General features: G+C 52.8%; 22 protein-coding genes. 4 read left to right on the top strand and 18 right to left on the bottom strand.

Translation table 11 applies throughout. The features are described 5' to 3' along the window. Positions 1-62: 62 nt before the first annotated feature. The 5 genes from GQS10_RS20140 to GQS10_RS20120 all read right to left on the bottom strand — a co-directional run bounded on the left by GQS10_RS20140 (position 63) and on the right by GQS10_RS20120 (position 4,450). Positions 63-734, bottom strand: a complete 672-nt coding sequence (locus GQS10_RS20140; protein ID WP_166245602.1) for a hypothetical protein — start codon at positions 732-734, stop codon at positions 63-65. Positions 735-835: 101 nt separating this feature from the next. Next, on the bottom strand, positions 836-1,693 hold the full coding sequence (locus tag GQS10_RS20135; protein WP_166245600.1) for a protein-glutamine gamma-glutamyltransferase: 858 nt from the start codon (positions 1,691-1,693) through the stop codon (positions 836-838). A 141-nt stretch (positions 1,694-1,834) separates the two neighbouring features. Beyond that, positions 1,835-2,620 carry an ABC transporter permease gene (locus GQS10_RS20130; RefSeq protein WP_341805109.1) on the bottom strand — a complete coding sequence of 262 codons (786 nt, stop codon included), beginning with the start codon at positions 2,618-2,620 and terminating at the stop codon, positions 1,835-1,837. Between the two features lie 4 nt (positions 2,621-2,624). Continuing rightward, positions 2,625-3,437 (bottom strand): ABC transporter permease, encoded by an 813-nt coding sequence (locus GQS10_RS20125; RefSeq protein ID WP_166245598.1) that lies wholly within the window; start codon positions 3,435-3,437, stop codon positions 2,625-2,627. Beyond that, on the bottom strand, positions 3,434-4,450 hold the full coding sequence (locus GQS10_RS20120; RefSeq protein WP_166245596.1) for an ATP-binding cassette domain-containing protein: 1,017 nt from the start codon (positions 4,448-4,450) through the stop codon (positions 3,434-3,436). The genes GQS10_RS20125 and GQS10_RS20120 overlap by 4 nt, the downstream gene beginning before the upstream one ends. 203 nt (positions 4,451-4,653) lie before the next feature. Here GQS10_RS20120 and GQS10_RS20115 point away from each other — a divergent pair, with 203 nt between their 5' ends. Beyond that, complete coding sequence (locus GQS10_RS20115; RefSeq protein ID WP_166245594.1) at positions 4,654-5,703, top strand: LCP family protein; 1,050 nt, start codon at positions 4,654-4,656, stop codon at positions 5,701-5,703. Positions 5,704-6,243: 540 nt separating this feature from the next. Here GQS10_RS20115 and GQS10_RS23580 read toward each other — a convergent pair. Genes GQS10_RS23580 through GQS10_RS20105 form a run of 3 tightly spaced genes read right to left on the bottom strand, consistent with a single transcriptional unit; the run spans position 6,244 to position 7,314 of the window. Further along, positions 6,244-6,369 (bottom strand): hypothetical protein, encoded by a 126-nt coding sequence (locus GQS10_RS23580; protein WP_279538048.1) that lies wholly within the window; start codon positions 6,367-6,369, stop codon positions 6,244-6,246. Position 6,370: 1 nt separating this feature from the next. Further along, complete coding sequence (locus GQS10_RS20110; protein ID WP_243735302.1) at positions 6,371-7,003, bottom strand: DNA-binding response regulator; 633 nt, start codon at positions 7,001-7,003, stop codon at positions 6,371-6,373. An 8-nt stretch (positions 7,004-7,011) separates the two neighbouring features. Further along, positions 7,012-7,314 carry a hypothetical protein gene (locus GQS10_RS20105; protein ID WP_166245535.1) on the bottom strand — a complete coding sequence of 101 codons (303 nt, stop codon included), beginning with the start codon at positions 7,312-7,314 and terminating at the stop codon, positions 7,012-7,014. A gap of 260 nt (positions 7,315-7,574) precedes the next feature. Here GQS10_RS20105 and GQS10_RS20100 point away from each other — a divergent pair, with 260 nt between their 5' ends. Together GQS10_RS20100 and GQS10_RS20095 are read left to right on the top strand one after the other, a co-directional pair. After that, positions 7,575-8,918 carry a glutamate-1-semialdehyde 2,1-aminomutase gene (locus GQS10_RS20100; RefSeq protein WP_166245592.1) on the top strand — a complete coding sequence of 448 codons (1,344 nt, stop codon included), beginning with the start codon at positions 7,575-7,577 and terminating at the stop codon, positions 8,916-8,918. Between the two features lie 485 nt (positions 8,919-9,403). Then, positions 9,404-13,954, top strand: a complete 4,551-nt coding sequence (locus GQS10_RS20095) for a glutamate synthase-related protein (protein WP_243735301.1) — start codon at positions 9,404-9,406, stop codon at positions 13,952-13,954. A 59-nt stretch (positions 13,955-14,013) separates the two neighbouring features. On the opposite strand, the gene GQS10_RS20090 is transcribed toward GQS10_RS20095, so the two are convergent. The 9 genes from GQS10_RS20090 to bioD all read right to left on the bottom strand — a co-directional run bounded on the left by GQS10_RS20090 (position 14,014) and on the right by bioD (position 22,725). Further along, a complete protein-coding gene (locus GQS10_RS20090; RefSeq protein WP_166245590.1) occupies positions 14,014-15,066 on the bottom strand; it encodes a serine hydrolase domain-containing protein in 1,053 nt (350 codons plus the stop codon). Between the two features lie 206 nt (positions 15,067-15,272). Further along, on the bottom strand, positions 15,273-15,941 hold the full coding sequence (locus GQS10_RS20085; RefSeq protein ID WP_424991814.1) for a bifunctional 2-keto-4-hydroxyglutarate aldolase/2-keto-3-deoxy-6-phosphogluconate aldolase: 669 nt from the start codon (positions 15,939-15,941) through the stop codon (positions 15,273-15,275). A gap of 118 nt (positions 15,942-16,059) precedes the next feature. Then, on the bottom strand, positions 16,060-17,007 hold the full coding sequence (locus tag GQS10_RS20080; RefSeq protein WP_166245588.1) for a sugar kinase: 948 nt from the start codon (positions 17,005-17,007) through the stop codon (positions 16,060-16,062). After that, entirely contained in the window at positions 17,007-17,762 is a 756-nt protein-coding gene (gene kduD, locus GQS10_RS20075) for a 2-dehydro-3-deoxy-D-gluconate 5-dehydrogenase KduD (protein ID WP_166245647.1), read from the bottom strand. Before kduD ends, GQS10_RS20080 begins: the two co-directional genes overlap by 1 nt. Positions 17,763-17,849: 87 nt before the next feature. Next, complete coding sequence (locus GQS10_RS20070; protein WP_166245586.1) at positions 17,850-18,911, bottom strand: methyltransferase domain-containing protein; 1,062 nt, start codon at positions 18,909-18,911, stop codon at positions 17,850-17,852. Continuing rightward, positions 18,895-19,824, bottom strand: coding sequence for an alpha/beta fold hydrolase (locus GQS10_RS20065; RefSeq protein ID WP_166245584.1), 930 nt, complete (start codon positions 19,822-19,824; stop codon positions 18,895-18,897). Before GQS10_RS20065 ends, GQS10_RS20070 begins: the two co-directional genes overlap by 17 nt. Beyond that, a complete protein-coding gene (locus tag GQS10_RS20060; protein WP_341805108.1) occupies positions 19,821-20,999 on the bottom strand; it encodes an aminotransferase class I/II-fold pyridoxal phosphate-dependent enzyme in 1,179 nt (392 codons plus the stop codon). The genes GQS10_RS20065 and GQS10_RS20060 overlap by 4 nt, the downstream gene beginning before the upstream one ends. A gap of 10 nt (positions 21,000-21,009) precedes the next feature. Beyond that, positions 21,010-22,002 (bottom strand): biotin synthase BioB, encoded by a 993-nt coding sequence (bioB, locus tag GQS10_RS20055; protein WP_166245582.1) that lies wholly within the window; start codon positions 22,000-22,002, stop codon positions 21,010-21,012. A gap of 12 nt (positions 22,003-22,014) precedes the next feature. Beyond that, the gene (gene bioD / locus GQS10_RS20050) at positions 22,015-22,725 is read right to left on the bottom strand and encodes a dethiobiotin synthase (protein ID WP_166245580.1); all 711 of its coding nucleotides are present in this window, start codon (positions 22,723-22,725) and stop codon (positions 22,015-22,017) included. A gap of 172 nt (positions 22,726-22,897) precedes the next feature. Here bioD and GQS10_RS20045 point away from each other — a divergent pair, with 172 nt between their 5' ends. After that, on the top strand, positions 22,898-24,700 hold the full coding sequence (locus tag GQS10_RS20045; RefSeq protein WP_166245578.1) for an ATP-binding protein: 1,803 nt from the start codon (positions 22,898-22,900) through the stop codon (positions 24,698-24,700). 1 nt (position 24,701) lies between these two features. Here GQS10_RS20045 and GQS10_RS20040 read toward each other — a convergent pair whose 3' ends face one another. Continuing rightward, entirely contained in the window at positions 24,702-25,556 is an 855-nt protein-coding gene (locus GQS10_RS20040) for an inositol monophosphatase family protein (RefSeq protein ID WP_166245576.1), read from the bottom strand. Between the last annotated feature and the right edge of the window lie 95 nt (positions 25,557-25,651).

Here is a 25,651-nt window from a genome sequence, read left to right as displayed (position 1 = left end):
ATATCCACGCAAAAAAACCGCCTCCAAATTAGAGACGGCTGACTTCATGCTCGTTTACAGCGTTACTTCTTCTCTTTTTTCCGATCGACAAACGCTTCGATATCGTCCGTAAGAGCTTCCTTCATTTTGGCAATCAGCTGCTCCTTACTAACGCCTTTGCTCTGAGCGATTTCAGCGACCGACTTACCTTCCTTCATCGCTTTCCAAAGCTCTGCCTTCTCCACTCCGATCGCTTCCGCCGCAGCACCCGCCAAATACGCACCACGGTGCATGCCATGCTTATGCTTCAGGAGCATTTGATCCGGTCTTTCGCTGTCCACCCATTTCCCGGTGAACTCCGGCGCCTTCTCCTTCAGCTTTGCAGCGAATTCTTCGGAGATATGACCCTCCTTCACCTTTTGATCGATGTGCTGGTTGTGCTTTTCCACCAGCTTGGCGATCAGCGTTTCCCTCGCCATGCCCTTTTCCCCGGCGATAGCCGTCAACGTCTTGCCCGCTTCAATTTCCTTCTGAAGCTGCTCCTTCGTCAGCCCAATCACTTCCGCAGCCGTATCCAAAGGAGCCGGCCCTTTGTGCATACGCTTCCCCAGCTTCACTTCCGCCTGAGCCGCCGATCCCGCAGCTGCCTCCGCCTGCAGCGCCGAAGCATTAGCCTGCAGCGAACCGAACATCCCCGTGCCGACCAATACTGCGGTTAATGCCGCAGCGGCGGCTTTCCGATTCCAAAAATTCATGCTGTTCCCTCAACTTTCTCCATTGGAATATTCGTACATTGTGGAGTATTGGCAGGGAACCTGAATTTATCCTTAAAAAGAAATGAATGTCCGATGAAATTTTATTCTGCCTGAAGCGAAAGCCGCTCCCCGATCCTCGCGCCGATCAAAAGCTCCTTCGGATTACACGAGCCGCCCTGCGCCGCCTGCTGCACATTACGGAACGGCGGCATTGGATTCGCACTGAACTGGGCCAAATACGCAAAATCCGGCCTTGTCGCCTGATTCATCAAAAAGGCGCTTTGCATCGCACCGAGCCTCCGGTGATTGTTCAAATGATAAATAATGCGGTCCGCTGTCGTGATCCCGATCCCGTGCCCATAATACAAGCCGCCTCCCATATCGACGACATTTTCCCCCTGCCATTGCGGGGTTTCTGGATTCACCTCAGGGTTATCAAAGTAGAGGACATCCCCAGGCAAAAATTGATTTCCAGGGACGGACGACAGTCGCAGGTCGTGATCGTAATTCCAATGATACAAATACAAATTCGCAAAAAGCCGATTAAACATGTCGTCCGTATACGTACTCAGCACCGCTTTATATAGAACAATAACAATCGCAGCGGCACATTCAAAAGCATACATTGCCCCATTGGCGTAAATATCACGAATCGCATTCGCAGGAGTGACGCCCGGAAGCAGCTCAAAGCCGCCATTTGCCGTACGCCGCCAAAACTGCGGATTGCAGCGAGACTTTTCATCGACTGCAAAGCTGACTCCGCTGTAGTTCAGTTCCGACGCCGCCCGAACAATGCTGTCTCGAAGCTGCATTTCATAGGAAAAGTTACGGTAAGAATCAAACTCATACTGCTCTTTATTCGTGCTCATTCTCATGAATGCAGCCAGGCTCACAGCAGACGGAGACACTTCTTTCAGCAGCTGTCCTGCGGATACGGGAGCATCGGAAATCCGGATCATGCAGTTCCTCCTTGTGTTGCGTTTTTTCTATATGTATTCGAAGGAGGCTTGCTCTTTGAACCGAAAAAAGGACCGCCGCTTGGAAAGGGCAGTCCTTTGCTGGATATGGAGCTCACATTACGTGACAAACGACGGTATCATCTAGGAACCGGCTCCGCGATAGCGGCTGACGCCCCAGTTCCAAAATAAAATCCCTGCCGTCAAAAACACCGCTCCGACTACAGGTGTCAGCAGCGCCACGCCTTGATACATTTCCCGGTTGAGAAAGTAAGCCGCGGGATAAAAGCCGACGAATGCAAACGGCAAAATCCACGTCAGCAGCACTTTGATCACTTTGTTATAAATCGTTACCGGATAGCGCCCGTAGCTTTGGATGTTCCACATTAACGGCAGAATGCCTGTCGGAGCATCGGAGAAAAACGAGATCGCCGTTAGTCCAATGTAAATCCCGCCGTAGATCGCCGCTGAACCCGCAATAAGCAGCAGCAGCACTAGCGGGTCGTACCATAGGAATTCCGCACCGATCATCGGCCAAGTCACAACCATGATGGCTGCCCCCAGCGCTGCGCTGGATAAGGAGGAAGGATCCATGTTTTCAAGCAGCAGCTGGAACAGATTATGTGCTGGGCGGGTCAGCACCCGGTCCATTTCACCTTTTACAATGTAGCGTTCCGTAAAGCTCCACAAGTTAAAGAACGTACCGAACAGTCCCCAAGGGACCATGAAGTAGCCGTAGATGAAAATGATCTGCTCTCTTGTCCAGCCGTCCAAAACAGGCGTGTGCTGGAAGATGACGAAAATAAACAGCAGGTTCATCCCGAAAAACAGCAGATCGGATAGGACCTGCACCCAAAAATCGGAGCGGTAGGTCATTCGCGTCTTGAAGTAGTTCTTTAAGTAGTCCCAAAATAATCCTGCGTAAAACACCCGATTACCCTCCTTGTACGAACAGCCGCTGACGCGCCGCCCGCCACATCACGACCAGCGGTACGATTAGGATGGCAAACCACAGTACTTGCACACCGAGCACCTGAAACGCTGCCGCACCCGCTACTTTGCCTGTAAACACCGAGCCTGGCAGATAAGTGATCGCTTGGAAGGGAAGCAGTTCGAGCACTGCCTGCGCCCAGCCCGGGTAAAATGAAATCGGCACGATCAAGCCTGAGAACAAGTCAACCGCGACCCGCTTCATTCTCATGAGCCCTTCATTATTTTCAAGGAAAAATGCGCACAAACCGGTAATAATGTTGATCTGCGAATTAATAAGAAAGCTGAACAACAGCATCACAAGGAAAAGCACCCATACCTTCGGGTCTGTTGGAAGCTGGACCGGGAACAAAAGAACGGCAAGCACCATCCCCGGCGTCGTAAACAGAAGCAGGCGAAACAGCCCTTCCCCGAGCCCCTGCATCATTTTCACAACAATGTATTGGTAGGGACGAATAAATTGCACCGCGACGCTGCCATCTTTTATCTCATTGGCTATTTCACGGTCTAAATTATTAAAGTAAAAGGCCCTCGCCATCCAGGATACGGCAATATAGGTGGTCATTTGCGCTAGAGTCAGCCCGCCGATACCGCCTTCTCCGGCCGCTGCCGGACTGCTTGCATAGATCGCCTTCCACACAAAGTAATAGGCCCCAATATTGATGGCATAAATAACGATACCCGAATAATAATTGACGCGGTATGCCAGCATCATCAAAAATCGGATGCGAATAAGTTCCAAGTATGCGGCCGTCATCCCTGCGCCACCGCCGAACCGCTTTTGTAAATTTCTTTAACGATATCGTCGGTATTCGTTTCGTGAATCTGCATATCCGAGATTTCAAACGACTGCACGACGCTGCCGATTACCTGTGACACGGACACCGTCCCTCTTGGCAGCCACACCTTGCAGGTCAGCTCATTTTCCTGCGTCCAGCGGACCCCATTAATACCGGCTGTAATGCCCGCCAGCTCATCCAGCGTAACGGCGGAAGCAAATTGGAAGACAACCTCCTTGCCTTGACCCCACGTATCCCGCAGGTCCTGCAGACCGCCGTCATAAATAATTCGGCCGTCATCCAGCATGATAACGCGTGAGCAAAGCGCTTCAATATCCTGCAAGTCGTGGGTGGTAAGCAGCACGGTCGTTTCATGCTTCCGATTCATTTCTTTCAAAAAGTCGCGAATCTCACTCTTAACCACAATATCAAGTCCAATGGTAGGTTCATCAAGAAAGACGATGTCCGGGTTGTGCAAAAGCGCTGCGGCCAGCTCACAGCGCATCCTCTGACCAAGGCTGAGCTTACGAACCGGACGGTTCAGCAGCTCCTGCAGCTGAAGCCGTTCAACGAGCTCGCCGAGCCGTTTTTTGTACTCGTCCGCTGGGACGCGGTACACCTTGCGCAGCAGCTGGAACGACTCGATCACTCCGATGTCCCACCACAGCTGGCTTCGCTGTCCGAAGACAACTCCGATCCGCGATACGAACTTCTCTCTATCTTTAAATGGAACATAGCCGTTCACGACCACCTTGCCGGATGTAGGCACGAGAATGCCGGTCAGCATTTTGATCGTTGTCGATTTCCCTGCACCGTTCTCGCCGATGTAGCCGCAAATTTCGCCGCGCGGAATTTGAAAGCTGATGTCTTTTACCGCCGTTACTTTGTTGTATTCTCTGTTGAACAGATCACGGAATGCGCCGGTTAAGCCTTCCCGATTTTTCTGGACTTTAAACTCCTTTCGCAAATCCTGTACATCAATGGCCAGCACAGCCTTCACCTCCTATATGAAAACATCCGTTTAAACTCGTTGAAAAAGGTCGAAACTTGCGATTACAGCCCCGATATGGTAAAAAAATGTTAAGCTTATCATGTATGATGTCCCAGCTTTGTCCAAATCCTATCGTAATGATACACGAACCCTGCCCGATTTTAAAGGCTGCGGGTCATACCACAAACAGGGGGGATCTGCATATGAAAACAATTCGGCGGTTATTAACACTTATGCTGCTCGCAATTCTAGGTGTTATTGGGTATTATGGCTATTCTGTTTATCATTTTGCCACGGAAATTCAGAAAGCGCCGGAGCAATCCCGGTTTAAGCAATTTATGCAAAATACGGCTGCAGAAGGAGCTCAAGGCGGAACTGCCGGGAAAACCAAATCAACCGAGTACACTGTGCCAAAGTGGGAAGGCCAGGATCGGGTGAACATTTTACTGTTAGGCGGCGATTCCCGCGGACTTACGAACAGCGAGGTGCCTCGCTCCGATACGATGATGGTGGTTTCCGTTGATCCGGTAAGTAAGAACGGTCACATCTTTTCCATCCTACGCGACACTTATGTACATATTCCTGATCATGGCAAGGATCGCGCGAATGCAGCTCTTGCCATTGGCGGACCCGAGCTTGCGATGCGCACCGTCGGAGATCTGCTCGGCCTGCCGATCCAGTATTATGTGTATACGGATTTCGAAGGCTTTGTCGCTCTTGTCGATTCCATCGGGGGAATCGATTTCGAGGTTGAAAAGAATATGAAGTACATTAGCCGTGCCGACGGCCCCGACTACGATATTAATTTGAAAAAAGGGATGCAGCATCTCGACGGCAAGCAAGCACTCGGTTATGTGCGGTTCCGTCATGATGCGCTGAGCGATTTTGCGCGCACTGAGCGCCAGCGCAATTTTATGCAGGCGATCGGGGAGAAGATGCAGCAGACGTCTTCTTTGATTAAGCTTCCCTATATATTAAGTAAAATTGATCCTTATATAGAAACGAATTTAACGGTGAGCGAAATGGCGAAGCTGGCAGCTTTAGGCTTTGAGGTGAAGGCCGGCACGATCGGCTCGTCGCAAATCCCGCCGTCGGATTTGCTGGTTGAGGATCGCGTAGGCGGCGCCTCCGTGATCACGGTGAATACGTCGAAGCTCCAAACGTACGTGCAGGAGCAGTTTTTGAAGGATGCAGGCACGGGCACGCAGCTGGCCGAGCCTGCAAACGGCAAGGCGCAGCCTGCCGTGCGGTAGCCCGCGCCGCGGGCAAGCGTAAAGGCTCAAGCCGGATGGCTTGAGCCTTTACGGCGTTAGCCGCGAGCGCTGGCGCTGGCGCGAGGGGGCGGGGCGTGAGCCGCCGGCGCTGGGCACGAGGCGCGGGGCGAGGCGCTGGCGCGGGGCGAGGCGCTGGCGCGGGGCGAGCCGCCGGCGCGAGGGCGTTGCCGCTGGCGCGGGCCTCTATACAAATAATTTGTATTATTTCTCCACTCGACCCCAAAGTGGGGGCGCATTATACAAATGATTTGTATTATTTCCCTCGCTGAAGGGCCACAATCAGCATAATAGCTCAAACAATACAAATAATTTGTATTATCCGGCTCAATATTCAGTCCGAAAAACGATTAATACAAATAATTTGTATTAACTCTTCTAGCTAACATCGTTAACATCTTATACAAAGCACCACCTCGCCCCAACTAGTTCCCCTTCCACCTTTTCAACACCATTACAAGCTCCCGACCCCCAATGGGTTCCGCTCTTGAACAAGCCTCTCCCCAAACGCATCCGTCCACCCTAATCAAGTCCAGCTCCAACTGCCGCCATATCCTGCTGCATACCCAGCACGCCACCAGCTCCATCACGTTTCTGACCGATAACCGTCCGCACTCCTCCATTTTCTTCAACTAACCAACTTAACAAACTAACGAAACCGCCGCTCCCACCCATTTTGCAGCTGATAATACCTAATCCGCTTTCCTCCCTCTGCAGGTACTAATACTCCTTTAGCCGCAAGTCCGCGAAGCAGCGCATGAACTTGGTTCCTGCTATAGCCCAGATGCTCCATTACTCCGCCCGCTTTCACCACATTTCGCTCGGAAATCGCAAACCGCACAATTTCGCGTTCAATGGGGGTCAAGCTCATCTCCAAACGATCTGGCACACCACTCCCGTACAGTTTGCCAAAAAGCTGCTGCAATGCTCCCTGGCACCTTCTCGGCCGTTCCTTTACATCGTCAAAAGAAAACCTGACAACTACCCATCCATCAATCGTCAAATGCAGCTGCCTGTGGAGATGATCCGCGAATTGCCAACGGGTAGTATTTTTCCAATGGGGGCCAAAACCATCAATTTCAATACATAGCTTGTGCGGTGCGCGCAAGTAAGCAAAATCTAAAAATCTTGCCCCATCATCAAAATCAATAACTTCGTATTCCGGATACAAATCATGAAAAGAATGAAACAACGGCCACCACACATTTTCTAAAAACATCGTCTCCGCATGCCCTAGCCCCTGCTGAAGCCTCCTTTGACGTTCTCCTTCCGACTTTTCCATTTGATCTTTTAAAAAAGACAGCATTCGAGCGTGAACTTGTTCTTGATCATGATCCCTAAATTGACTGCCGCCCATCCCCTAACTCTCCCTTCATATAATAGTAATGAATATAAATGCATCATCTTCCTTGCTCTCCTATAACCGCATGTAAAATGAAAAGCCCCATCTAGCTCTGTGCTGTGCCCGGCATATTCCCAGCCCAGCCTCCCTTCTTCAGACATCCCCTCCCATTTGCTAACCCACTCCGCGTTGCAGCCCGTGAATTCCCTTCTTTTCCCTCTCCCTTTGACGATACGCAGATTATGCAGCACGCCCCAACTCGCCCCTACGCACAAATGTCACAATGCCCTTGTCCAGCTCTTCCTCCTTCCAATCCGCCAGCCCGCCGCCAATGATCCCAGCATCCCGCTACTCCCCTCCCCCTGACAAAAAACAAAAAACACCGCCCCTTCCGGCAAATACCGAAATGGACGGCGTGGGCTTCACGACACGTATGGAAAATGTTTTCTTTCTATTATATTATAGCAACAAGCAACACACCATATATGTACCACGGAAGAGAGGAACTGCCATGGACGCAAACGAAACAAATTCCCTGCCGGCGGCTAACCGCCCCCGCTCGGAACAACTATATAATGAAGCGCTGCAGCACATTGTCGGCGGCGTGAACAGCCCTTCGCGGTCCTTCAAGGCCGTTGGCGGTGGCGCCCCGGTATTCATGAAACGCGCGCAGGGCGCATATTTTTGGGACGAGGACGGCAACCAATACATCGACTACCTGGCTGCCTACGGCCCGATTATCCTCGGACATGCCCACCCGCATGTCACCGAAGCGATCCAGCGCACCGCCGCAAACGGCACGCTGTACGGCACTCCTACAGAACTTGAAATTCATTTTGCCAAAATGATTAAGGATGCCATCCCTTCGCTGCATAAAGTGCGCTTCGTCAACTCCGGCACCGAGGCCGTCATGACGACAATCCGCGTCGCCCGCGCCTACACGGGCCGCACCAAAATCATCAAGTTCGCCGGGTGCTACCACGGCCACTCCGACCTCGTGCTGGTCGCCGCAGGCTCCGGCCCGTCGACCCTGGGCACACCGGACAGCGCAGGCGTACCGCCGACCATCGCCCAAGAGGTCATCACGGTGCCGTTCAACGACATCCCGGCGCTGGAAGAGGCGCTGAGCCGCTGGGGCGCCGAGGTCGCGGCCGTGATGGTCGAGCCGATCGTCGGCAACTTCGGCATGGTCATGCCGAAGTCCGGCTTCCTCGAGGACCTCTGCCGCCTCGCGCGGGCGAACGGCTCCCTCGTCATCTATGACGAGGTCATCAGCGCCTTCCGCTTCCATTACGGCGCGGCGCAGACGTTCCCCGGCCTGTCGCCAGATCTCGCCGCGATCGAGCCGGACCTGACCGCGCTCGGCAAAATCATCGGCGGCGGCCTGCCGATCGGCGCCTATGGCGGACGCCGCGAGGTCATGGAGCAGGTCGCGCCGCTCGGCCCCGCTTATCAAGCGGGCACGATGGCCGGCAATCCGCTCTCAATGGCGGCGGGCATCGCCTGCCTCGAGGCGCTGCAGGCCCCCGGCGTGCACGACCGCATGGACGCCCTCGCCTCGCGCCTCACGGCAGGGCTAGCGGAAAGCGCCCGTAAGCACGGAATTCCGCTTACGATCAATCAAATACGCGGCGCGTTTTCCACGCATTTCTGCGATCATCCGGTACGCGATTACGATGAAGCACAGGACACCGACGGCGTGCGGTTCGGACGCTTTTTCAAAGAAATGCTAGACCGCGGGATTTGCTTAGCGCCGTCCAAATACGAAGCGTGGTTCTTGACCACCGCGCATACCGAGGATGACATCCAACGTACAATCCAAGCTGCTGACGAAGCGTTCCAAAAGCTAGGGTAGCTTCAAAAATCCGTAACATAGTTAACTAAAATATTCCGTACATTTATCCAAAGACGAGCGAAAACGTTCGTCTTTTTTGTATAAGCGGACAGGTTGAATGCCCATATATTCACGATTATGCATGTAGAAAAACGCTTACATTTTGTATTTCCCGAATAGACTATTGTACACGGTGAAGATTCGTGTTATCCTATAACTACTTTACCTATTTTCTAAAAAGGTGCGGCCAGCACCAATCAGGGCAAGGAAATTTATAGATTTCACCCGATATTGGCAGTACTTATCCGCAGTGCCTTTTTATTCCCCGTCCCGGTGATTCGCAATCGTCAATTTATACCCCGACGTGACTGCCGCCGCTTTGTTGCATACGGAATCCTGCATTTTTATTCATATAACGTGAATAATTGCTAATTTACAAAAGGTTAATATTTCTTTGCACCATTCTAATCAGGAGGTGAGGGTCAGTTTCTTCTGACCAAAGACTAATGAACAGAGCTATGATCAATGAGGGTCAATTTCAAAACCTGCTCGAAATCGAGCACGACAGCTGCGGCGTTATTTGTATCATCGAGAAAAACGGCGTCCCTTCACCGGATAACGTACAAAAAACGATCGAAGCACTCGTTAAAATGGAGCACCGTTCCGGTTTTATCGACGGCGAGGGCGACGGCTGCGGTATTTTAACCGATATCCCGAGAGCGCTCTGGGCGAAACGCCTTCTTGAGGCGGGTCTGGACAGCGAGCTGGCCCAGGATCCTCGTTTCTCTATTGCGCACATTTTTGTTCCGCGCAAGCTTGAAATTTCCGCATTCGAAATGCAGGCGGAGATCCGCAAGATGTTCGCGGATGCGGGCGTACGCATTTTGCTGGAACTTGAGGATCAGGTCGACAGCTCCGTTCTTGGACCGAACGGTAAGAACGACGAGCCTGTGTTCTGGCAGGTTGCCGCACTTTGCGAGAAGCAAGAAGTCGTTGTTGCAGACCATCTTTACGAGCTGCACATCGCCATCGAAGACAAGTTCACCGTTCACGTAGCAACGCTCAGCAACACAGCGGCTGCTTACAAAGTGATGGGATCGGCAAGCATTTTGCCAAAGTACTTCCATGACACACGCGATCCGTTGTTCGCTGCTCAAGTAACGATCGGTCACAACCGTTACTCGACGAACACATTATCTAATTTCTTCCGTGTACAACCGTTCTCTTTGCTCGGTCATAACGGAGAAATCAATACGATTAAGAAGCTTCGTTACGAAGCGGAAATGGTTGGCGTACCGCTCGTAGACGGCGGTTCCGACTCCCAGGATATGAACCGTACGATCGAGACGTTCATTCACCGTTTCGGTTTCTCGATGTTTGAAGCGATGGAACTCGTGTTCCCGCCGATCTACAACGAGATGAAGCACTTGAAGCCTGAGCTTCAAGACCTTTATGTTTATTATCGCCAAATTTGGGGCCATTATGCCCAAGGTCCGGCAGCTATCGTTTCCCGTTACGGCAACGAGTGCGTATTCTCCGTTGACGCACTTGGTCTTCGTCCGCTCTGGATGGTAGAAAGCGAAACTTCGCTGTACTTCTCCTCCGAGCAAGGCGTTATCACCGTAGGCGAAATGGTTGCCGATCCGAAGCCGATCGCTCCGGGCGAGAAAATCGGTGTCGTTCTTACACCGAACGAGCATATTCAGGTTATCCCGTACGAAGAGCTGCAGAACCTCGTACTTGATCGCGCAGCAAAGCGTGTATCCTTGTCCGGCCTGAACAAGCATTTAAAATATGCAATCGACGTTCCTGCTGAGGTTGAGCCGAATGCAGACGTTGAAATTACAGATACCCTATACAGCGTAAACGGCTGGGACCGTGAAGGCATCCAAATGATCGAAACGATGTCCCAAACCGGCGCTGAGCCGATCCGCTCGCTCGGCCATGACGGTCCGCTTGCTGCGATTAACTGGGAGCGTCAAAACATCCCAGATTTCATCAAGGAAAGCGTTGCTGTCGTAACGAACCCGGCGATCGACCGCGACCGCGAAACCGAGCACTTCTCGACACGTGTTGTCATCGGTGCCCGTCCTTCGATTTACGGTGCGGCGGACAAGAGCTTCCGTCTGGAGCTTCCGTCCCCAATGCTTCTTGAAGGCTCCAACGGAGTTGGCAGCTACGAGGAGATTGGACAATTGTCCTTGGAGCAGCTTCTTTCGATGTTCCGTGCACAGAATGAGAAATCCGTTGCCGTGCTTTCGATCACTTACGCACGCGGCACAGCGTTGACAGCAGCTTTGGAGCAGCTTGCTCAAGATGCGATCTCCGCAGTTCAAGGCGGCGCTTCGATTCTTGTGCTCGACGACGAAGGCGCGCACCGCAACGATCGTCTGTGGCTGGACCCGCATCTTGCGGTTTCCAAAGTAGACATTGCATTGAAAGCTGTAAAGCTTGAACTCGGCGACAACCTTCGCCGTCAAACCAGCATCGTTCTTCGCTCCGCCGCAGTTCGCAATCTGCATGACATGATTGTTGCTGTTGGTCTTGGCGCAGACGCGATTTCGCCTTATGTATTGTTCGCAACCGCAGCTAGCAAGGAAGGCGCTGCTGCAGCGCGTAAAGTATACACTGCCCTTTCCAAAGGGATGGAGAAGGCGATCTCCACGATCGGTACGCATGAGCTTCGCGGTTATACACGCTTCTTCTCTTCGATCGGCTTAAAGCCGGAAGTGACGGAAGTGCTCGATATCGTAAACTACCTCGGAAGCGAAACAGCCGGAACCGGCTTTGCTCAGCTTGAGGCAGAGGCAGAAGCGCGTTACCAGGACGTTGAGAATCCGAAAGCAAAAGCAGCTCGTAACTTCCACTTCTTCCAGCGTATGTGGAAAGCGATGAACGAAGCTGCGGCAGGAACTGCTCCTTACGAGGATTACATGAATAAGCTTCGTGAAGAAGAGCAGAAAAACCCGATTTCGATCCGTCACGTGGCTGGCTTCAACTTCGACAAGTCTTACGAAGAAGGCCGTAAAGCGCTTGACCGCAGCGAAGTCGATATTTCGATCGGCGATCACAACCTGCCGATGCTGATCTCGTCCATGTCCTTCGGCTCGCAGAACGAAACCGCGTTCCGCGCTTATGCGGAAGCCGGCGAGCGTCTGAACATGGTAACGATGAACGGCGAAGGCGGCGAGATTAAAGATATGCTCGGCCGTTACAAGCGTACTCGCGGTGCGCAGGTTGCATCCGGACGTTTCGGCGTTAACGTTGAGCTTGCGAACGCAGTCGCATTCTTAGAAATCAAAATCGGTCAAGGCGCGAAGCCGGGCGAAGGCGGTCACCTGCCAGGCTCCAAGGTTACGTCGAAAATCGCTGCAGCACGTAATGCGACCATCGGCTCCGACCTGATTTCGCCGTCCAACAACCATGACATTTACTCGATCGAGGACCTTGCTCAGATCATCAGCGAGCTGAAGGAAGCCTCCAACCATAAAGCTAAGGTTATCGTTAAAGTTCCGGTTGTTCCGGGAATCGGTACGATCGCAGTCGGCGTTGCCAAAGCCGGCGCTGACGTGATCACACTGTCCGGCTTCGACGGCGGCACAGGCGCTGCGCGGATTCACTCCCTGCAGCACGTAGGCCTCCCGACGGAAATCGGCACCAAGCTGGCGCACGTAGCGCTGATCGAAGCAGGTCTTCGCCACCTGGTGGAAATCTGGTCCGACGGCGGTATGAAGTCCGGTGCAGACGTTGTAAAAATGATCATGCTCGGCGCAAACCGCGTTGGCTTCGGTTCAATCGCAATGCAAGCGATCGGCTGTACGACTTGCCGCGGCTGTCACTTGGATACTTGCCACGTTGGTATCGCAACGCAAATTGACTCGCTTGAGGAAGCTGAAGAAAAAGGCCTGCGCCGTTTCGTTCCTCGCGTATACGACATCGCTGTTGAATCGCTTGTTCGCCTATTCGGATCCATCGGCGAAGAAGTTCGCGATATCGTGGCACAGCTCGGCTTTAAGAACGCTCAGGATCTCGTAGGCCGTTCCGACCTGCTGGTTCAGACAAATCACCTGGAAAAAATCGATTTGTCCGCCCTGCTTCGTCCGGCTCCGATCCAGTTCCTTTCCCCTGCGGCACGCGCTCAAGCGGAAGCTGCAGCGGCAGCAGAAAACGCGCTTGCAGTCGCAGCCGGTTCGGAAAGCTACTACCCGAGTTCGCTTACGTTCGAAGCTCCGGTTGACCGCACTTGGTCGAAGGTTATGGCGGAAACTCGCATTATCGGTTCCCGCTACTCCAGCAACCGCGTACGCGACCGTTTCGACGGAAGCTACGACAAGCTGCCGAAGGTATCGCTCAACCTGACAGACGGTTCCGTACCGGGTAACGGCCTTGGCGCATTTAATGCTCGCGGTGTAGAAATTACGGTACACGGCGGTGCAGAAGACGGCGTCGGCAAAATGTCGTACGGCGGTAAAGTGGCGATCCTGAAGGCGCCTAGCAAGCATAAAGAGTATATTAACGGTTCTGTCGGTAAGTCGTTCGCTTACGGCGCACAAAAAGGAACGTTCATCGTTCAAGGCAATGCCGACTCCCGTGCATGTATCCGTCTCTCCGGCGCTGACGTAATCTTCGGCGGCGAAGTGACCACTCCGATCCGCGACGAGCTTGGTTCCATCGCGTCCCGCGCGAACCTGAAGGGCTTTGCGTTCGAGTACATGACAAACGGCCGTGCCGTTGTTATGGGCGATCCGGGTCCATGGATCTGCGCAGGTATGACTGGCGGCGTTGTGTACCAGCGTATCCAGCCGGAAATGGGTCTGACGGAAGATGCAATCGAGCGTCGTATCGCAAAAGGCGCGAAGGTTAACGTTGCTCCGCTAGGACCACAAAGCCGTAAAGACTTAACCGAGTTGCTTGGCATTTACCGTGAAGAGCTTGCAAAAGCAGGCCAAACTAAAGCAGCAGAGAAGGTCGACGAGCTGATGAACAACCTTGAAGCTAACTTCGTCCGTGTATCCCCAGTGGGTATGCAGGCTGATCAATCCGTAGCTACCGAGTAGTCTTCGTATAAACAGAACGCCCAGCTGATCCGCTAAGTCGGACGCTGGGCGTTTTTTTTCTATGGCAAAGCATGCAGCAGCTTTACCATCAAGCGATAAGGCATACTCGGATGAGCGGTTTCATTCAGCGTACCCGCCATATATAGGTCCTTCGCGGGACAATAATAAACAAACGCTCCCGATAGCCCCGAATGACCAAGCAGCTCGGGCATTTCTTTTAACGGAGTAAATAATCTTGGCAGCTTAAACCTAGCAAGACCAACTCCATATTCCAACGGGAAAAAGATTTTATTCCATGCATAGAGCTCCGGAAGCCGTTCTTTCGAGAACAATCTGCCTTCAAAAAATGCCCGCAAAAATACCATCATCTCCCCTGCCGTTGAAACAATTCCCCCATCCGGTCCGAAGGAAGACATGGCCAATGGAATCTGCAAAGGCTTCTTTTTATAATATAAAGGTGCCGGCCGCTGATCTTTCGAATCTTCGTATAGAAATGTATTTTGTAATCCTAGCGGATCAAAAATCATAGCTCGAAACGCATCGCTCAGCCTCTGCTCCATTCTATTTTCGATAATTCGGCCCAGCAGTTGAAAATTGCTATCGGAATATCGGGCCTTGCCTGTTTGCCCCGGCACAAAATGCGGCTTCATCCCTCTCGTCCAGTCCATTACCTGCTCAAACGTCCAATCTTGATCGTGTCCCGCTAACAGCTTGCTTTGCAGGCTTTTCCCATCACTGCCCCTTTGTTGAAAATAATCCGGCAAGCCCGATGTATGAGCCATCAGTTGCCTAACCGTTATAGCATGGGTGTAGTCCTTCCCGTGAAAACGATGAATACCATCCAATACCGCTGAATCGATATGTCTGCTTACAGGGTCCTCCAGCTGCAAAAGCCCCTTCTCTTGAAGTATAAGTACAGCGGCCGTAGTGTACAGCTTCGTTACACTTGCAATAAAGAACGGGCGATCCTTGGTTAAATTTCCTGCCGACCCGCTCCATGAAAACGAACCGTTTCCGCTCTCTACACAGACGGCGGCCCCAGCAATATCGATCTTCTTTATTTCTTTCCCCAATAATTTCTCCGCTTTTACTTTAGACGAAATATGTTTCAATTGAAACCTCTCCCCTGTAGTCGCTTAAAGCTAAATTGCTTATACCTACGCCGGAGCCGCTTCTTTGTTGCAGCACTTATTGTAATGTTTTTATGAAGAGCTTTTTCGCGCAAAAAAAAGCCTATTGAAGAATAGAAGCTTCTCAACAGGCTTGGACGAGCCAACGGGCTCGTACTTTCTTTTTATACAAAAGTCTACGAACGATATTACTTCTGCTTTGCAGCACGATAAGCGGCAACATACTGCTCCGCTTTCTTCGCAATGTGGCTGAAATCTCTCGTTTTCACTGCTTCGCTCGTCAAATCGGAGCCGATCCCTACCGCTACTGCGCCATTTTTAATCCACTCAGCCAGATTATCCAGCGATACGCCGCCGGTCGGCATAACATTTGCCTGCGGCAAAGGACCTTTGATCGCTTTAATTACGGATGGCGAGAACAGGTTGCCCGGGAACAGCTTCACGATATCCACGCCAAGCTCCAGTGCGTTCTGAATTTCCGCAATCGTCATCACTCCTGGCAGCACAGGCACACTGTACCGGTGGCAAAGCGTTACCGTCGCCGGGTTCAATGCAGGGCCGACCACAAACTCAGAACCGCTCAAAATTGCAGCGCGTGCTGTTTCCGGGTCAAGTACGGTGCCCACACCGATCAGCGCATTTTTCGCAGGATCTTTTGCGTCAATGCTGTATTTCGCCGCAAGCTGCTCAATCGCCCGAAGCGCAAACGGTACCGTCATCGTAATTTCGATGACTTTGATCCCGCCGGCAATAGCCTGCTCGGCCATCTCAACAACCTCTTCCGGGCTCTCTCCGCGAAGTACCGCAACGACGCCTTCTTCCGTTAAGTAGTTCAAGATTTTAACTTTTTTCAGCATATGGATCCACTCCATCCTTTGTAGTAAGAGAACATGACTGCAGCTCGTTACATCGTACACCATAACATCTTATACTGCTTGCACAGGTACGAAAAAAGAGACGCATGACGCATCTCTTTTACCGTTCGACGTGCGCTTTGCCTTCCAGCACGTTCTGCACCTGCTGCCAGGTTGGAGCGCCTTCCCAATCCCCTTCGGTTTGGATAATCATCGCTCCCATGACGTTTCCAAGGCGAACCGATTCCGTCAGCGAATACCCGCGAATCAGACCGGAATAAAAGCCCGAGCAGAATGCATCCCCAGCGCCAACGGTATCTACAACATGCTCTACTTTAACGTATGGAATTTCCGTCCACGCACCGTTTTCATAAAGCAGCGTTGCATTGTTGCCGCCTTTCACAACCTTGATGCCGTCGCCAAGCCCCTCCACCTGCTTCAATGCCTCGTCATCCGAGCTTGTCTCGAACAAAATCTTCAGCTCGTCCAGCCCCGGCAAGAAAATATCCGCCTGACGAGCCAGATCCAGAAGAACAGGACGAGCCTGCTCCGCCGTCCACAGCTTTAAGCGCAGGTTCGGGTCAAAGCATACCTTTACGCCATTGCGTTTCGCCATAGCAACCGCAGCCTTCAGCGTTTCCAAGGAGCTGTCGCTCAGGGCAGCCGTGATCCCTGTAACGTGCAAATACTTTGCAGAAGCAATGTACTGCTCGTCAAGATGGGAAGGCTGCATCTTGCTGGCCGCCGAACCCTTGCGGTAATAATAAACCGACGATTTGCCCGCAACCTGCTCGCGGAACATTAAGCCTGTCGGCGCTTCCGGTGTCAGCTCTGCACGAGATACATCGACACCTTCACCGCGAATACGCTTCACGATGAGAGAGCCCAGCGGATCTTGACCGAGACGGCCGAACCATCCAACCTTGTGGCCGAGTCGGGCAAGCCCGATCGCGACATTGCTCTCCGCACCGCCGAAAGAAACACTCATCTGCGGACTGTACTCGATGCCTTTGGTCGTAGTCGGCATCATCAGTGCCATCGATTCACCAAACGTTATCAGCTCATTCATTAGCGAGCCATCCACCCTCCATCAACACAAATAACATGCCCGTTCATGTAATCCGATGCTTCCGAAGCAAGGAATACAACCGGTCCCTTCAAATCTTCTGGCGTACCCCAGCGTCCCTGCGGAATGCGCTCCAAAATTTGACGGCTGCGGTCTTGATCCGCACGAAGCTGCGCAGTATTGTCCGTAGACATATATCCCGGCGCAATAGCATTGATATTAATGCCTTTGCTTGCCCATTCGTTCGCTAACGCCTTCGTAATCCCTGCCACGCCATGCTTGCTTGCCGTGTACCCTGGAACGTTAATGCCGCCTTGGTACGAAAGCATGGATGCAATGTTAATAATTTTGCCTGAGCCCTGCTCGATCATGACACGGCCAGCCTGCTGACACAGGAAAAATACCGAATTTAGATTCAAATCGATCACGTCGTGCCAGTCGGATGCTGCATGATCCGCAGCCGGTGTACGGCGAATAATGCCTGCGTTATTAACTAGGATATCAAGGCGTCCGAACTCTTTCACTACTGCTGCAACGACACCCGGAATTTCAGACTCTTGGCTCAAATCCGCTACGATCGGAAGTGCTTTGCGTCCCAGTGCCTGAACTTCTGCGACCGCCTCGTCAAGCGGGCTGCGGTTCGAAACCAGCGCTACGTCAGCGCCCGCTTCCGCTAATCCTAAAGCCATCGCTTTTCCCAATCCAGTTGCTGCTCCGGTTACCAATGCGACTTTCCCTTGCAATGAAAACATCTTAATATCCTCCCTTAATCGTGCGATTCAGTACGAAATTGTTCGTTTCTGTGCACTTTCTTCCTTCATTATAGTTCAAAGCCAAAGGAGCGTCTACACATATCCATAGATCAGATGATAGGTGGCCGGAATCGCGCCGGACGGGCTGCTGCCATATCTTCGCAGATACCTTTGCTCCATTTGACGGAAAAGCGTTTTTCCGCCGGAAGGATATGCAGCGTCATTTCCATTAGCTGGAGCGTGGCTTGCGCCAACACGCTGAACCGAGCGCAAAAATTGCCGCACATTGGGAAACCAAACCTCTTCCATACGTTCCGTAATGGAAAGAGAACAATGAAGCCTCGTAAAAAGCGCAGTCCACTGCTTGCCTGATAAAAGCTCGGAGGTATGGCTTCCGCCGGGCAGGCCAAGCTCCGTTTCTGCTTCCGTGAAGCTTTGTCTCAGCTCAAAAAAGGTCCGATCCCCAAACGTAGCAAAATACAGCCCGCTCTTCGTGCCCTTGCTGTCCTGACCTCCGGTTCCTTCGTCCCTGCCGTGCATCCATGAGGACGTGGTAACACTGGGATCAACGTTAGAGTAAGAATACTGTCCCTCCGTTCGCTCTGCATGAAGGATTGCCCCATGACAGCCCGACGCTTCATCCTGTTGGTCCGGGGAAGCGTGTCGATCGCTTTTGCACCTCAGCAGCTGAAGCAGGGCGCCCATCGTTCCCTCCGGATCATTCAACCATTGAAATGCCGCCGAAGAAACAATCAGATCAAAATTACGATTGTCGGCTGCCGCAAGCTGATGCGCAAGCACTTCAATGTCCGCCTCCCGAAAATCGACGCGCTCCAGCAGCTTCCCAGCATGAGCGGGTCCTCCGTCTGAAGTAATCTCCCCAAGCTCCTCAATGGCTTTACGCGCGTAGTCCAGCATCGATTGCGAGAGGTCAACCGCAGTCACCCGAGCGTTCGGATATTTTCGCAGCAGCCTTCTTGTCAGCATGCCCGTCCCGCAGCCGATTTCAAGTATCTCCGCATGGTCCGGCAGTTCACGAGGAAGCCGATTTGCCAGCTCCTCCGCCATAAGCGCCTGAACCTCGGCATATTGTTCATAATTCCCTGCTTGCTTATCAAAATGCTTCCGTACCAATTGTTTATTGTATTTGCTCATCAAGAAAGCTCCTTATCTCCCCAGCCACCCTATCCACAGAAAAATAAATAGGAGCATGCCCGGCATCCGGCAGCTCCACCAAACGATAGGGCGCAAGCTCGGCGCCGTCGTTATTCTTTCCCCCAACGGACGCGGATGCCGCTGCCGCGCCAAAAGGACAAACCTGGTCCTGCCGGCCGTGAATCCAAAGAAGCGGCGGCATCCCCGTTTCCCCCTCGCGCGTCTCCCAGCGCTCACGAAGATCGGTCTGCCGGAGATAGGCGAGCCCGGCCTGCAGTCCTTCCACACTCATATCGGTATGAGCGCAGGGTTGCTCCGGCACCTCGCTCTCAGGCCTCCCAGGCTGCGTCTGCCCAACGCTTGTCCGTTCTAACGGAGGAAAGCTGCCGCTCGGTGCCGTCATGCGCTCCCGCTCCTCGGCCGTCCACAGGAGCGCCCGGAACGCTTCAAGCGTCGCTTCCGGCTCTTTGCCGAGCCGCTTCTGCATGCGCGCCACAATCCGGTCAGGCCAGCCAAGCTCCGGCGCATCGGACGTAAAGCGCAGCGTGCCCGAAATCGAAACGACTCCGTCGATACCGAGTCGGGCACGGCGATCCGGATCAAGCGCGAGCTGAAGGGCAAGCAATGCTCCCATGGACCAGCCGGCGAGAATAAGCGCCTCGCCGTCATCCGGCTCATGTGAAGCCGCCGCAGCATCCTCAACTCGAGGCTCTTTCACATCCTGAATCCGCATCCTGCTCCGGAGGCGCGCTATAGCCGCTTCCGCCGCCGCGGCAAAATCATCGGCGGTTTTGCAGCCGGAAAATTCGGCACATTCATGCCGGTACTCGGGGAGCCGCTCCCAAAGCGGCCTCCACATCCCGGGCCAAGAAGCCCAGCCGTGCAGCCATACGATGCCTGCCCGCTGCTTCACACTATCCCCTCCTGCTTACCGGCGTCGGTTATGACTTGAACCGCCTGCAGCAAAGCCTCCGGTTCATGCTGCGCCATCAGCGAAAAGCGAATCCGGGCGGTCCCCTCCGGAACCGTCGGCGGCCGGATCGCAACGGCGGCGATGCCCGCCTGCTGGAGCCTCGCCGCCATGCGTACCGCCCTTTCGCTCTCGCCCGCAAGCAGCGGCACAATTTGGCTCGCGCTGTCGCCGAGCTGAAATCCCGCTGCGGCAAGCCCCTCGCGAAACAGCGCCGCGTTTCGGCGCAGACGATCGCGCGCTTCATCGGCCGCGCGCACCTTTCTCCAGTTGCGCTCAATAGCCGCAATAACAACGGGCGGCAGCCCTGTCGTATAAATAAAGCTGCGCGAGCGGTTCACCAAATACTCCTTGAGCACAGTATCACCGGCTATGTAGCCTCCAAGGGCGCCGTAAGCTTTACTGAAGGTGCCCATATGGATGTCGATATGCTCCGCAGCGCCAAGCGCGTCGGCAAGCCCTCTGCCTTCCTTGCCGCATACCCCGCCGCTGTGTGCTTCGTCAATCATCAGCAGCGCACCGTAACGCTCTTTCAGCGCGATTATGTCCATAAGCGGCGCAGCGTCGCCGTCCATGCTGAATACCGCGTCGGTTACGATCAGCTTTTTGCGGCGGGGAGCAGCCTCGCTCACCTTCTTCAGCATCGCCTCGAGCTGATTCATATCAAGATGCCGGTAGCGGAAATGCTCGGCCCGGCTCAGCACGATGCCGTCGACGATGCTGGCATGGTTCAGCCGGTCGCTGAACACCGCATCGTCCCTCGTCAGCAGCGCGCCGAGCACGCCTACATTGGCCGCGTAGCCGCTGCCGTATACCAGAGCCGCTCCCACACCGTGATAAGCGGCATACGCTTCCTCAAACCGGGCAAGCTCCTCCGTCCCGCCGACGACGAGCCGTGACGCTCCCGCTCCGGTTTGCAGCGCATCCGCCTCCTCTGTGACGTACCCGCCCTCAGAGGCAATGCCCAAGTAATCGTTCGAGGCGAGATTCAGCATGCGCCGCCCGTCTTTTTCCAGCCACCCGCCGGGAAGCAGCCTCACCGCGCTCAAGCTTCGCCGCAGCGAAAGCGAATCAAGCCGCTCCAGCTCCAGCCGCATCCAGTCCCACTTGCTAGTCACCGCTGCCTCCTTACAGTGCGCAGAGCTCAATTTCGAAGCCGAGATCCTCGATCATGCGGTGATCCGCATTCGCTTCCTGTCCTTCGGTCGTCAAATAATCGCCGACAAACACCGAATTCGCGGCATACAGGCCGAGCGGCTGCAGGGAGCGCAGATTAACTTCGCGCCCGCCCGAAACGCGGATCTCCTTCGTCGGATTCATAAACCGGAACAACGCCAGCACCTTTAGGCATTTGCGCGGGTTCAAGTTCGCATACCCTTCTAACGGCGTTCCCGGAATCGAATTTAGAAAGTTAACCGGAATCGAGTCCGCGTCAATCTCCCGCAGCGCATAAGCCATCTCGACGATGTCCGCATCGCTTTCGCCCATGCCGACAATTACCCCGGAGCACGGTGAAATGCCGGCTGCCTTCGCTTTCTCCACGGTCGCTACCCGGTCATCGTACGAGTGTGTCTTCGTAATATTCGAGAAATTGCTCGCGCTCGTATTAATGTTGTGGTTATATCGGTCAACGCCCGCTTCCTTGAGCCGCTCAGCCTGCTCCTGCGACAGGATGCCAAGACATGCGCAAATTTTCATCGGCATATCCGACTTGATCTCTTTGACCGCATCGATCACCTGCTGCAGCTCCTTTTCGGTCGGCCCTCTGCCGCTCGCAACGATGCAGTACGTGCCCGCCTTCAGCTCCATGGCCTTCCGTGCACCGTCAACCAGCGTGTCCTTCTCCAGCAGCGGATACTTTGAAACCGGCGCCGTGGATACGATCGACTGCGAGCAATAGCCGCAATCCTCCGGGCACAATCCGCTTTTAGCGTTAATGATCATATTGAGCTTAACCTTTTTGCCGTAATACGCCTTGCGAACGCGGAATGCCGCCTGCAAAACCGCCAGCACCTCGTCATCGTCCGCCTGCAGTACAGCGAGTCCTTCTTCCATCGTAAGCCGTTCCCCCGCCAAAGCCTTGTCCGCCAGCTGCTCCCAATTCATCAATGTCATTTCCATCCCAATACCCTCCTATGTATAAAAAACATCCAGCTTTAGTTGTTCTTCCATCAAGTCAAGCCACTGCTTACGCCATGCGGGCCAATCCGCGCTTCCATACGAAGGCTCATCCAACCAAGGCAGCCAGCCTGCTACCCTTACCTTGCCGAAGGCCTCGATCATTTCTATATTTTCTTGCAGATTGCGAGTAGGCAGATCGGGTTTCACGCCGTTCAGCACAACAATAGCCGGATCAAGCCCAGCCTCCCTCGCATAATGTATCGTTAGCAGCGTGTGATTTACCGTACCTAGACCCGGACGCGCCACAATTACCAAAGGAAGCTCCAGCACCTTCGCCAAATCCGCCATCAAGAAGCCATCCGCGATAGGAACGGCCAGCCCGCCCGCGCCTTCGATCACGCTAAAAGCGCTGCTCTGCACCAACCGTTTTCCCGAGGCAATCAGCACCTCCGTATCTATTCTCACGCCCGCTCTGCGGGAAGCGGCCCATGGCGCCAGCGGCTCCGGCAGGGTCAAACCCGCCGTCTCCTGCTCCGGCTGTGCAAGCCCGCTCAAGGCCAGCAGCCGGAAGCTGTCGCTATCCGGTGCACCAAGCGCAACCCCGGTCTGGATCGGCTTCCACGCCGATACCTTCAGCCCGGCGGCTCTCCTTGCCGCCAGCGCAGCAAGCCCCCCCGCAACCAGCGTTTTTCCTACGTCCGTGTCTGTACCCGTTATAAACATTCCTTTGCGATGAAAAGCGATAATCTCTCGCACTCTCCTTTACAAAGATGATTGTTAACCATAATATAGCATATGAAGTTAACAATTCAAGTAGACTTCCAGAATAGAGTTCTATGGGTATCAATGTAAATTTAATATGTTCAAAAGGTTAATTTTACAAATTTTTCTTAACATGAGAGGATTCCTGACGAGTCTTGTCGAAGGTATAGAGAGAAAAGCAACAACCCTCAACAAGCGAGGCGATAATGTGCTTTATAATCTAGTAATTAATATATGTATTATGTTTTCAAGCTTGTTTTTGATTACACAAATTTTCCCGATCCATCCACTGCAAAACAACTCGCTGATCGCAAAAATTGTTCATGGAACCGTTTATGGTCTAATCGGAGCAATCTGCATGCATTTCAGCGTTGGGCTGCCAAGCAGCATAACCATGGATTTACGCTATGCGGCCGTTGTCCTCCCAGCCATCTCCGGTAATTGGCTTTCCGCATTCACCGCTTCCATCATCATCGTCCTCTACAGCATGGTCTTTTTCACTTTTTCGGAAGCAAGCGTCATACTTGGACTATCGGTCGGAATCGGCTGCGCGCTGCTCTCCAGACTATCTATTCCTCCGTTAAAAAAGAGCATTGCCATCATGAGCTGTATCTTTCTTCTCTATTTCATAGTCGGATATTTCAAGCGCGCAACAGCCCCCTACTTTTCGATCAAGGAGCATCTCTTATTCGATTCGACCTCGTTCATCATTACTTTTGCGATTACCGTTTTTTTGGGTCACTTTTACCTCGAATATCACAGTCAAAAAATTAAGCTGGAGCAGGAGCATCAGCGGCTGATCCGATTTGATCCCTTAACAGGTCTGCTCAATTTCCAGCAATTTCATAAAGAACTGAACCGGCTGTTAATCCCGGACTCCAACATTTGCTTAATTATTGTCGATTGTCAGGATCTCAAATCGATGAATATTGAGCTGGGCTTCCATGGCGTAAACGCCGAGCTGCAAAAGATCTCCGCTGTCATTTCCAGAGCTTTTGACAACGCTCTTATTATTTCTCGGTATGGGGGCGATGAGTTTGCGATTGTTATCCGTTATGATACGAGAGAGCTCCTTGAGCCTAGGCTGAAAAAAATATTGGAGCAGGACATTCCGCGCGAATCTCGTGTTGCGCTCTCCTATGGCTACAGCTTTTACCCGGAAGAGGCCAATACGAAGAACGAGCTGATTTTAGCTGCGGAGCACATGCTGTTTTCCATGAAGCGAACACTGTGGATGCAAAGAGAGGAGCACCTGTTTCGTGCGGAAAAGCTCAAGGCAGTGGGGGAATTGGCTGCGGGCATGGCCCATGAAATAAGAAACCCCCTCACCTCAGTGAAGGGATTTCTGCAAATCGCCAAAGAAAAAAACAATTACAATATTTCGTCGTATTACGAAATTATTATGGACGAGATCTCACGAATGAGTGAGCTGACAGCTGAATTTCTACAATTTTCCAGGGCAGGAACATCCCAGTTCCAGCTTCACTCTATTCAAGACTGCGTTCAGCATGCCATTCAGCTGACCGAATCGGAAGGGCTTCGGCTCGGCCATCAAATTCATTATCTGGACGACCTCATGGCCCCGACTTACTTGAATCTGGATAAAGATAAAATTGTACAAGTACTTTTGAACTTAATTAAAAATGCATTCGAAGCGATGGACCAGTACGGGGTGGTCATCCTTAAGCTGTACCGGAAGCATCAGACCATTTATTTGGAGGTCGTCGATAAAGGTCAAGGCATTTCACAGGAGCATTTGGATCAGCTGTTTCTCCCGTTTTTTACCACAAAGGAAAATGGAACCGGCCTTGGTCTTTCCATCTGCCACAAGGTCATTCAAGACCATGGGGGCAATATTACCGTACACAGCGAGCTAGGCAGCGGGACGACCTTTACCGTTTCCCTTCCGCTGCCGGACGAGGCTGGCAGAGAATGATTTAGACAACTGCATCGGCCTCGTCCAACGCTTTGCGGAAATCATCGTGGATCATTCCATTAGAAACCATGACATTGCGCGTGCTCAGCTCGTAAGGATTTCCGTGTAAATCTGTAATTTTTCCGCCCGATTCCGTAACGAGCAAAGAGCCTGCCGCCAAATCCCAAGCGTTTAATCCGATTTCCCAGAACCCGCTTAGTCGGCCTGCAGCCACATACGCCAGATGCAGCGCGGCGGATCCGACGATGCGGATGTTACGCACCTGTGGAGAAAGCGCTTGAATGCCGCGCAGATTTGCCGGTAAATTTACGGTTTTATCGGTTGGAAGGCCTGTAGCAAGCAGGCTTTCCGAGAGCCGCGCATCATGAGATACATGCATGCGTCTCCCTTTGAGATACGCACCCTTGCCTTTTTCCGCAACAAACATCTCGTCTTTAGAAGGATCGTAAACAACCCCAACGATTACCTCGCCTTTATGAGCAAGAGCGATGGATACGGAGAAGAATGGAAAGCCGTGGATAAAATTCGTCGTTCCGTCGAGCGGATCAACGATCCACACATATTCTTGCTCCCGTACTTTCTCCAAAGCTTTGATCGCTCCGTCCGCCCCAGGCTCGGCACCTTCTTCGCCTAAGAAGGAATGAGACGGGAAATACGTCAAAATCAGCTTCTTAATCATCGCCTCCGCACCCTTGTCCACTTCCGTAACCAGATCATGATGGGAGGTTTTCACATCCAAATTGGCAAATTCGCCAAGCTTGCTTTTAATCCATTCGCCCGCACGGGCAGCCGTGTTGACGGCCACAGCAGTATAGCTTTTACTGCCGACAGAAAACGCGTTTTTTTCACCGGCCATCGCCCAGTTCACCTCTCTACTACTACATACGTAACATTTTCCATGAAGTTTCGATCCCCGGAAAGAAAAAAGAACGAGCGAAGCTTACATAATTT

This window comes from Paenibacillus turpanensis, from assembly GCF_011421635.1.
Lineage (GTDB): Bacteria > Bacillota > Bacilli > Paenibacillales > YIM-B00363 > Paenibacillus_AK > Paenibacillus_AK turpanensis.
The sequence above is the reverse complement of the archived record's forward strand: the minus strand, read 5'-3'. Positions and strand labels throughout refer to the sequence as shown.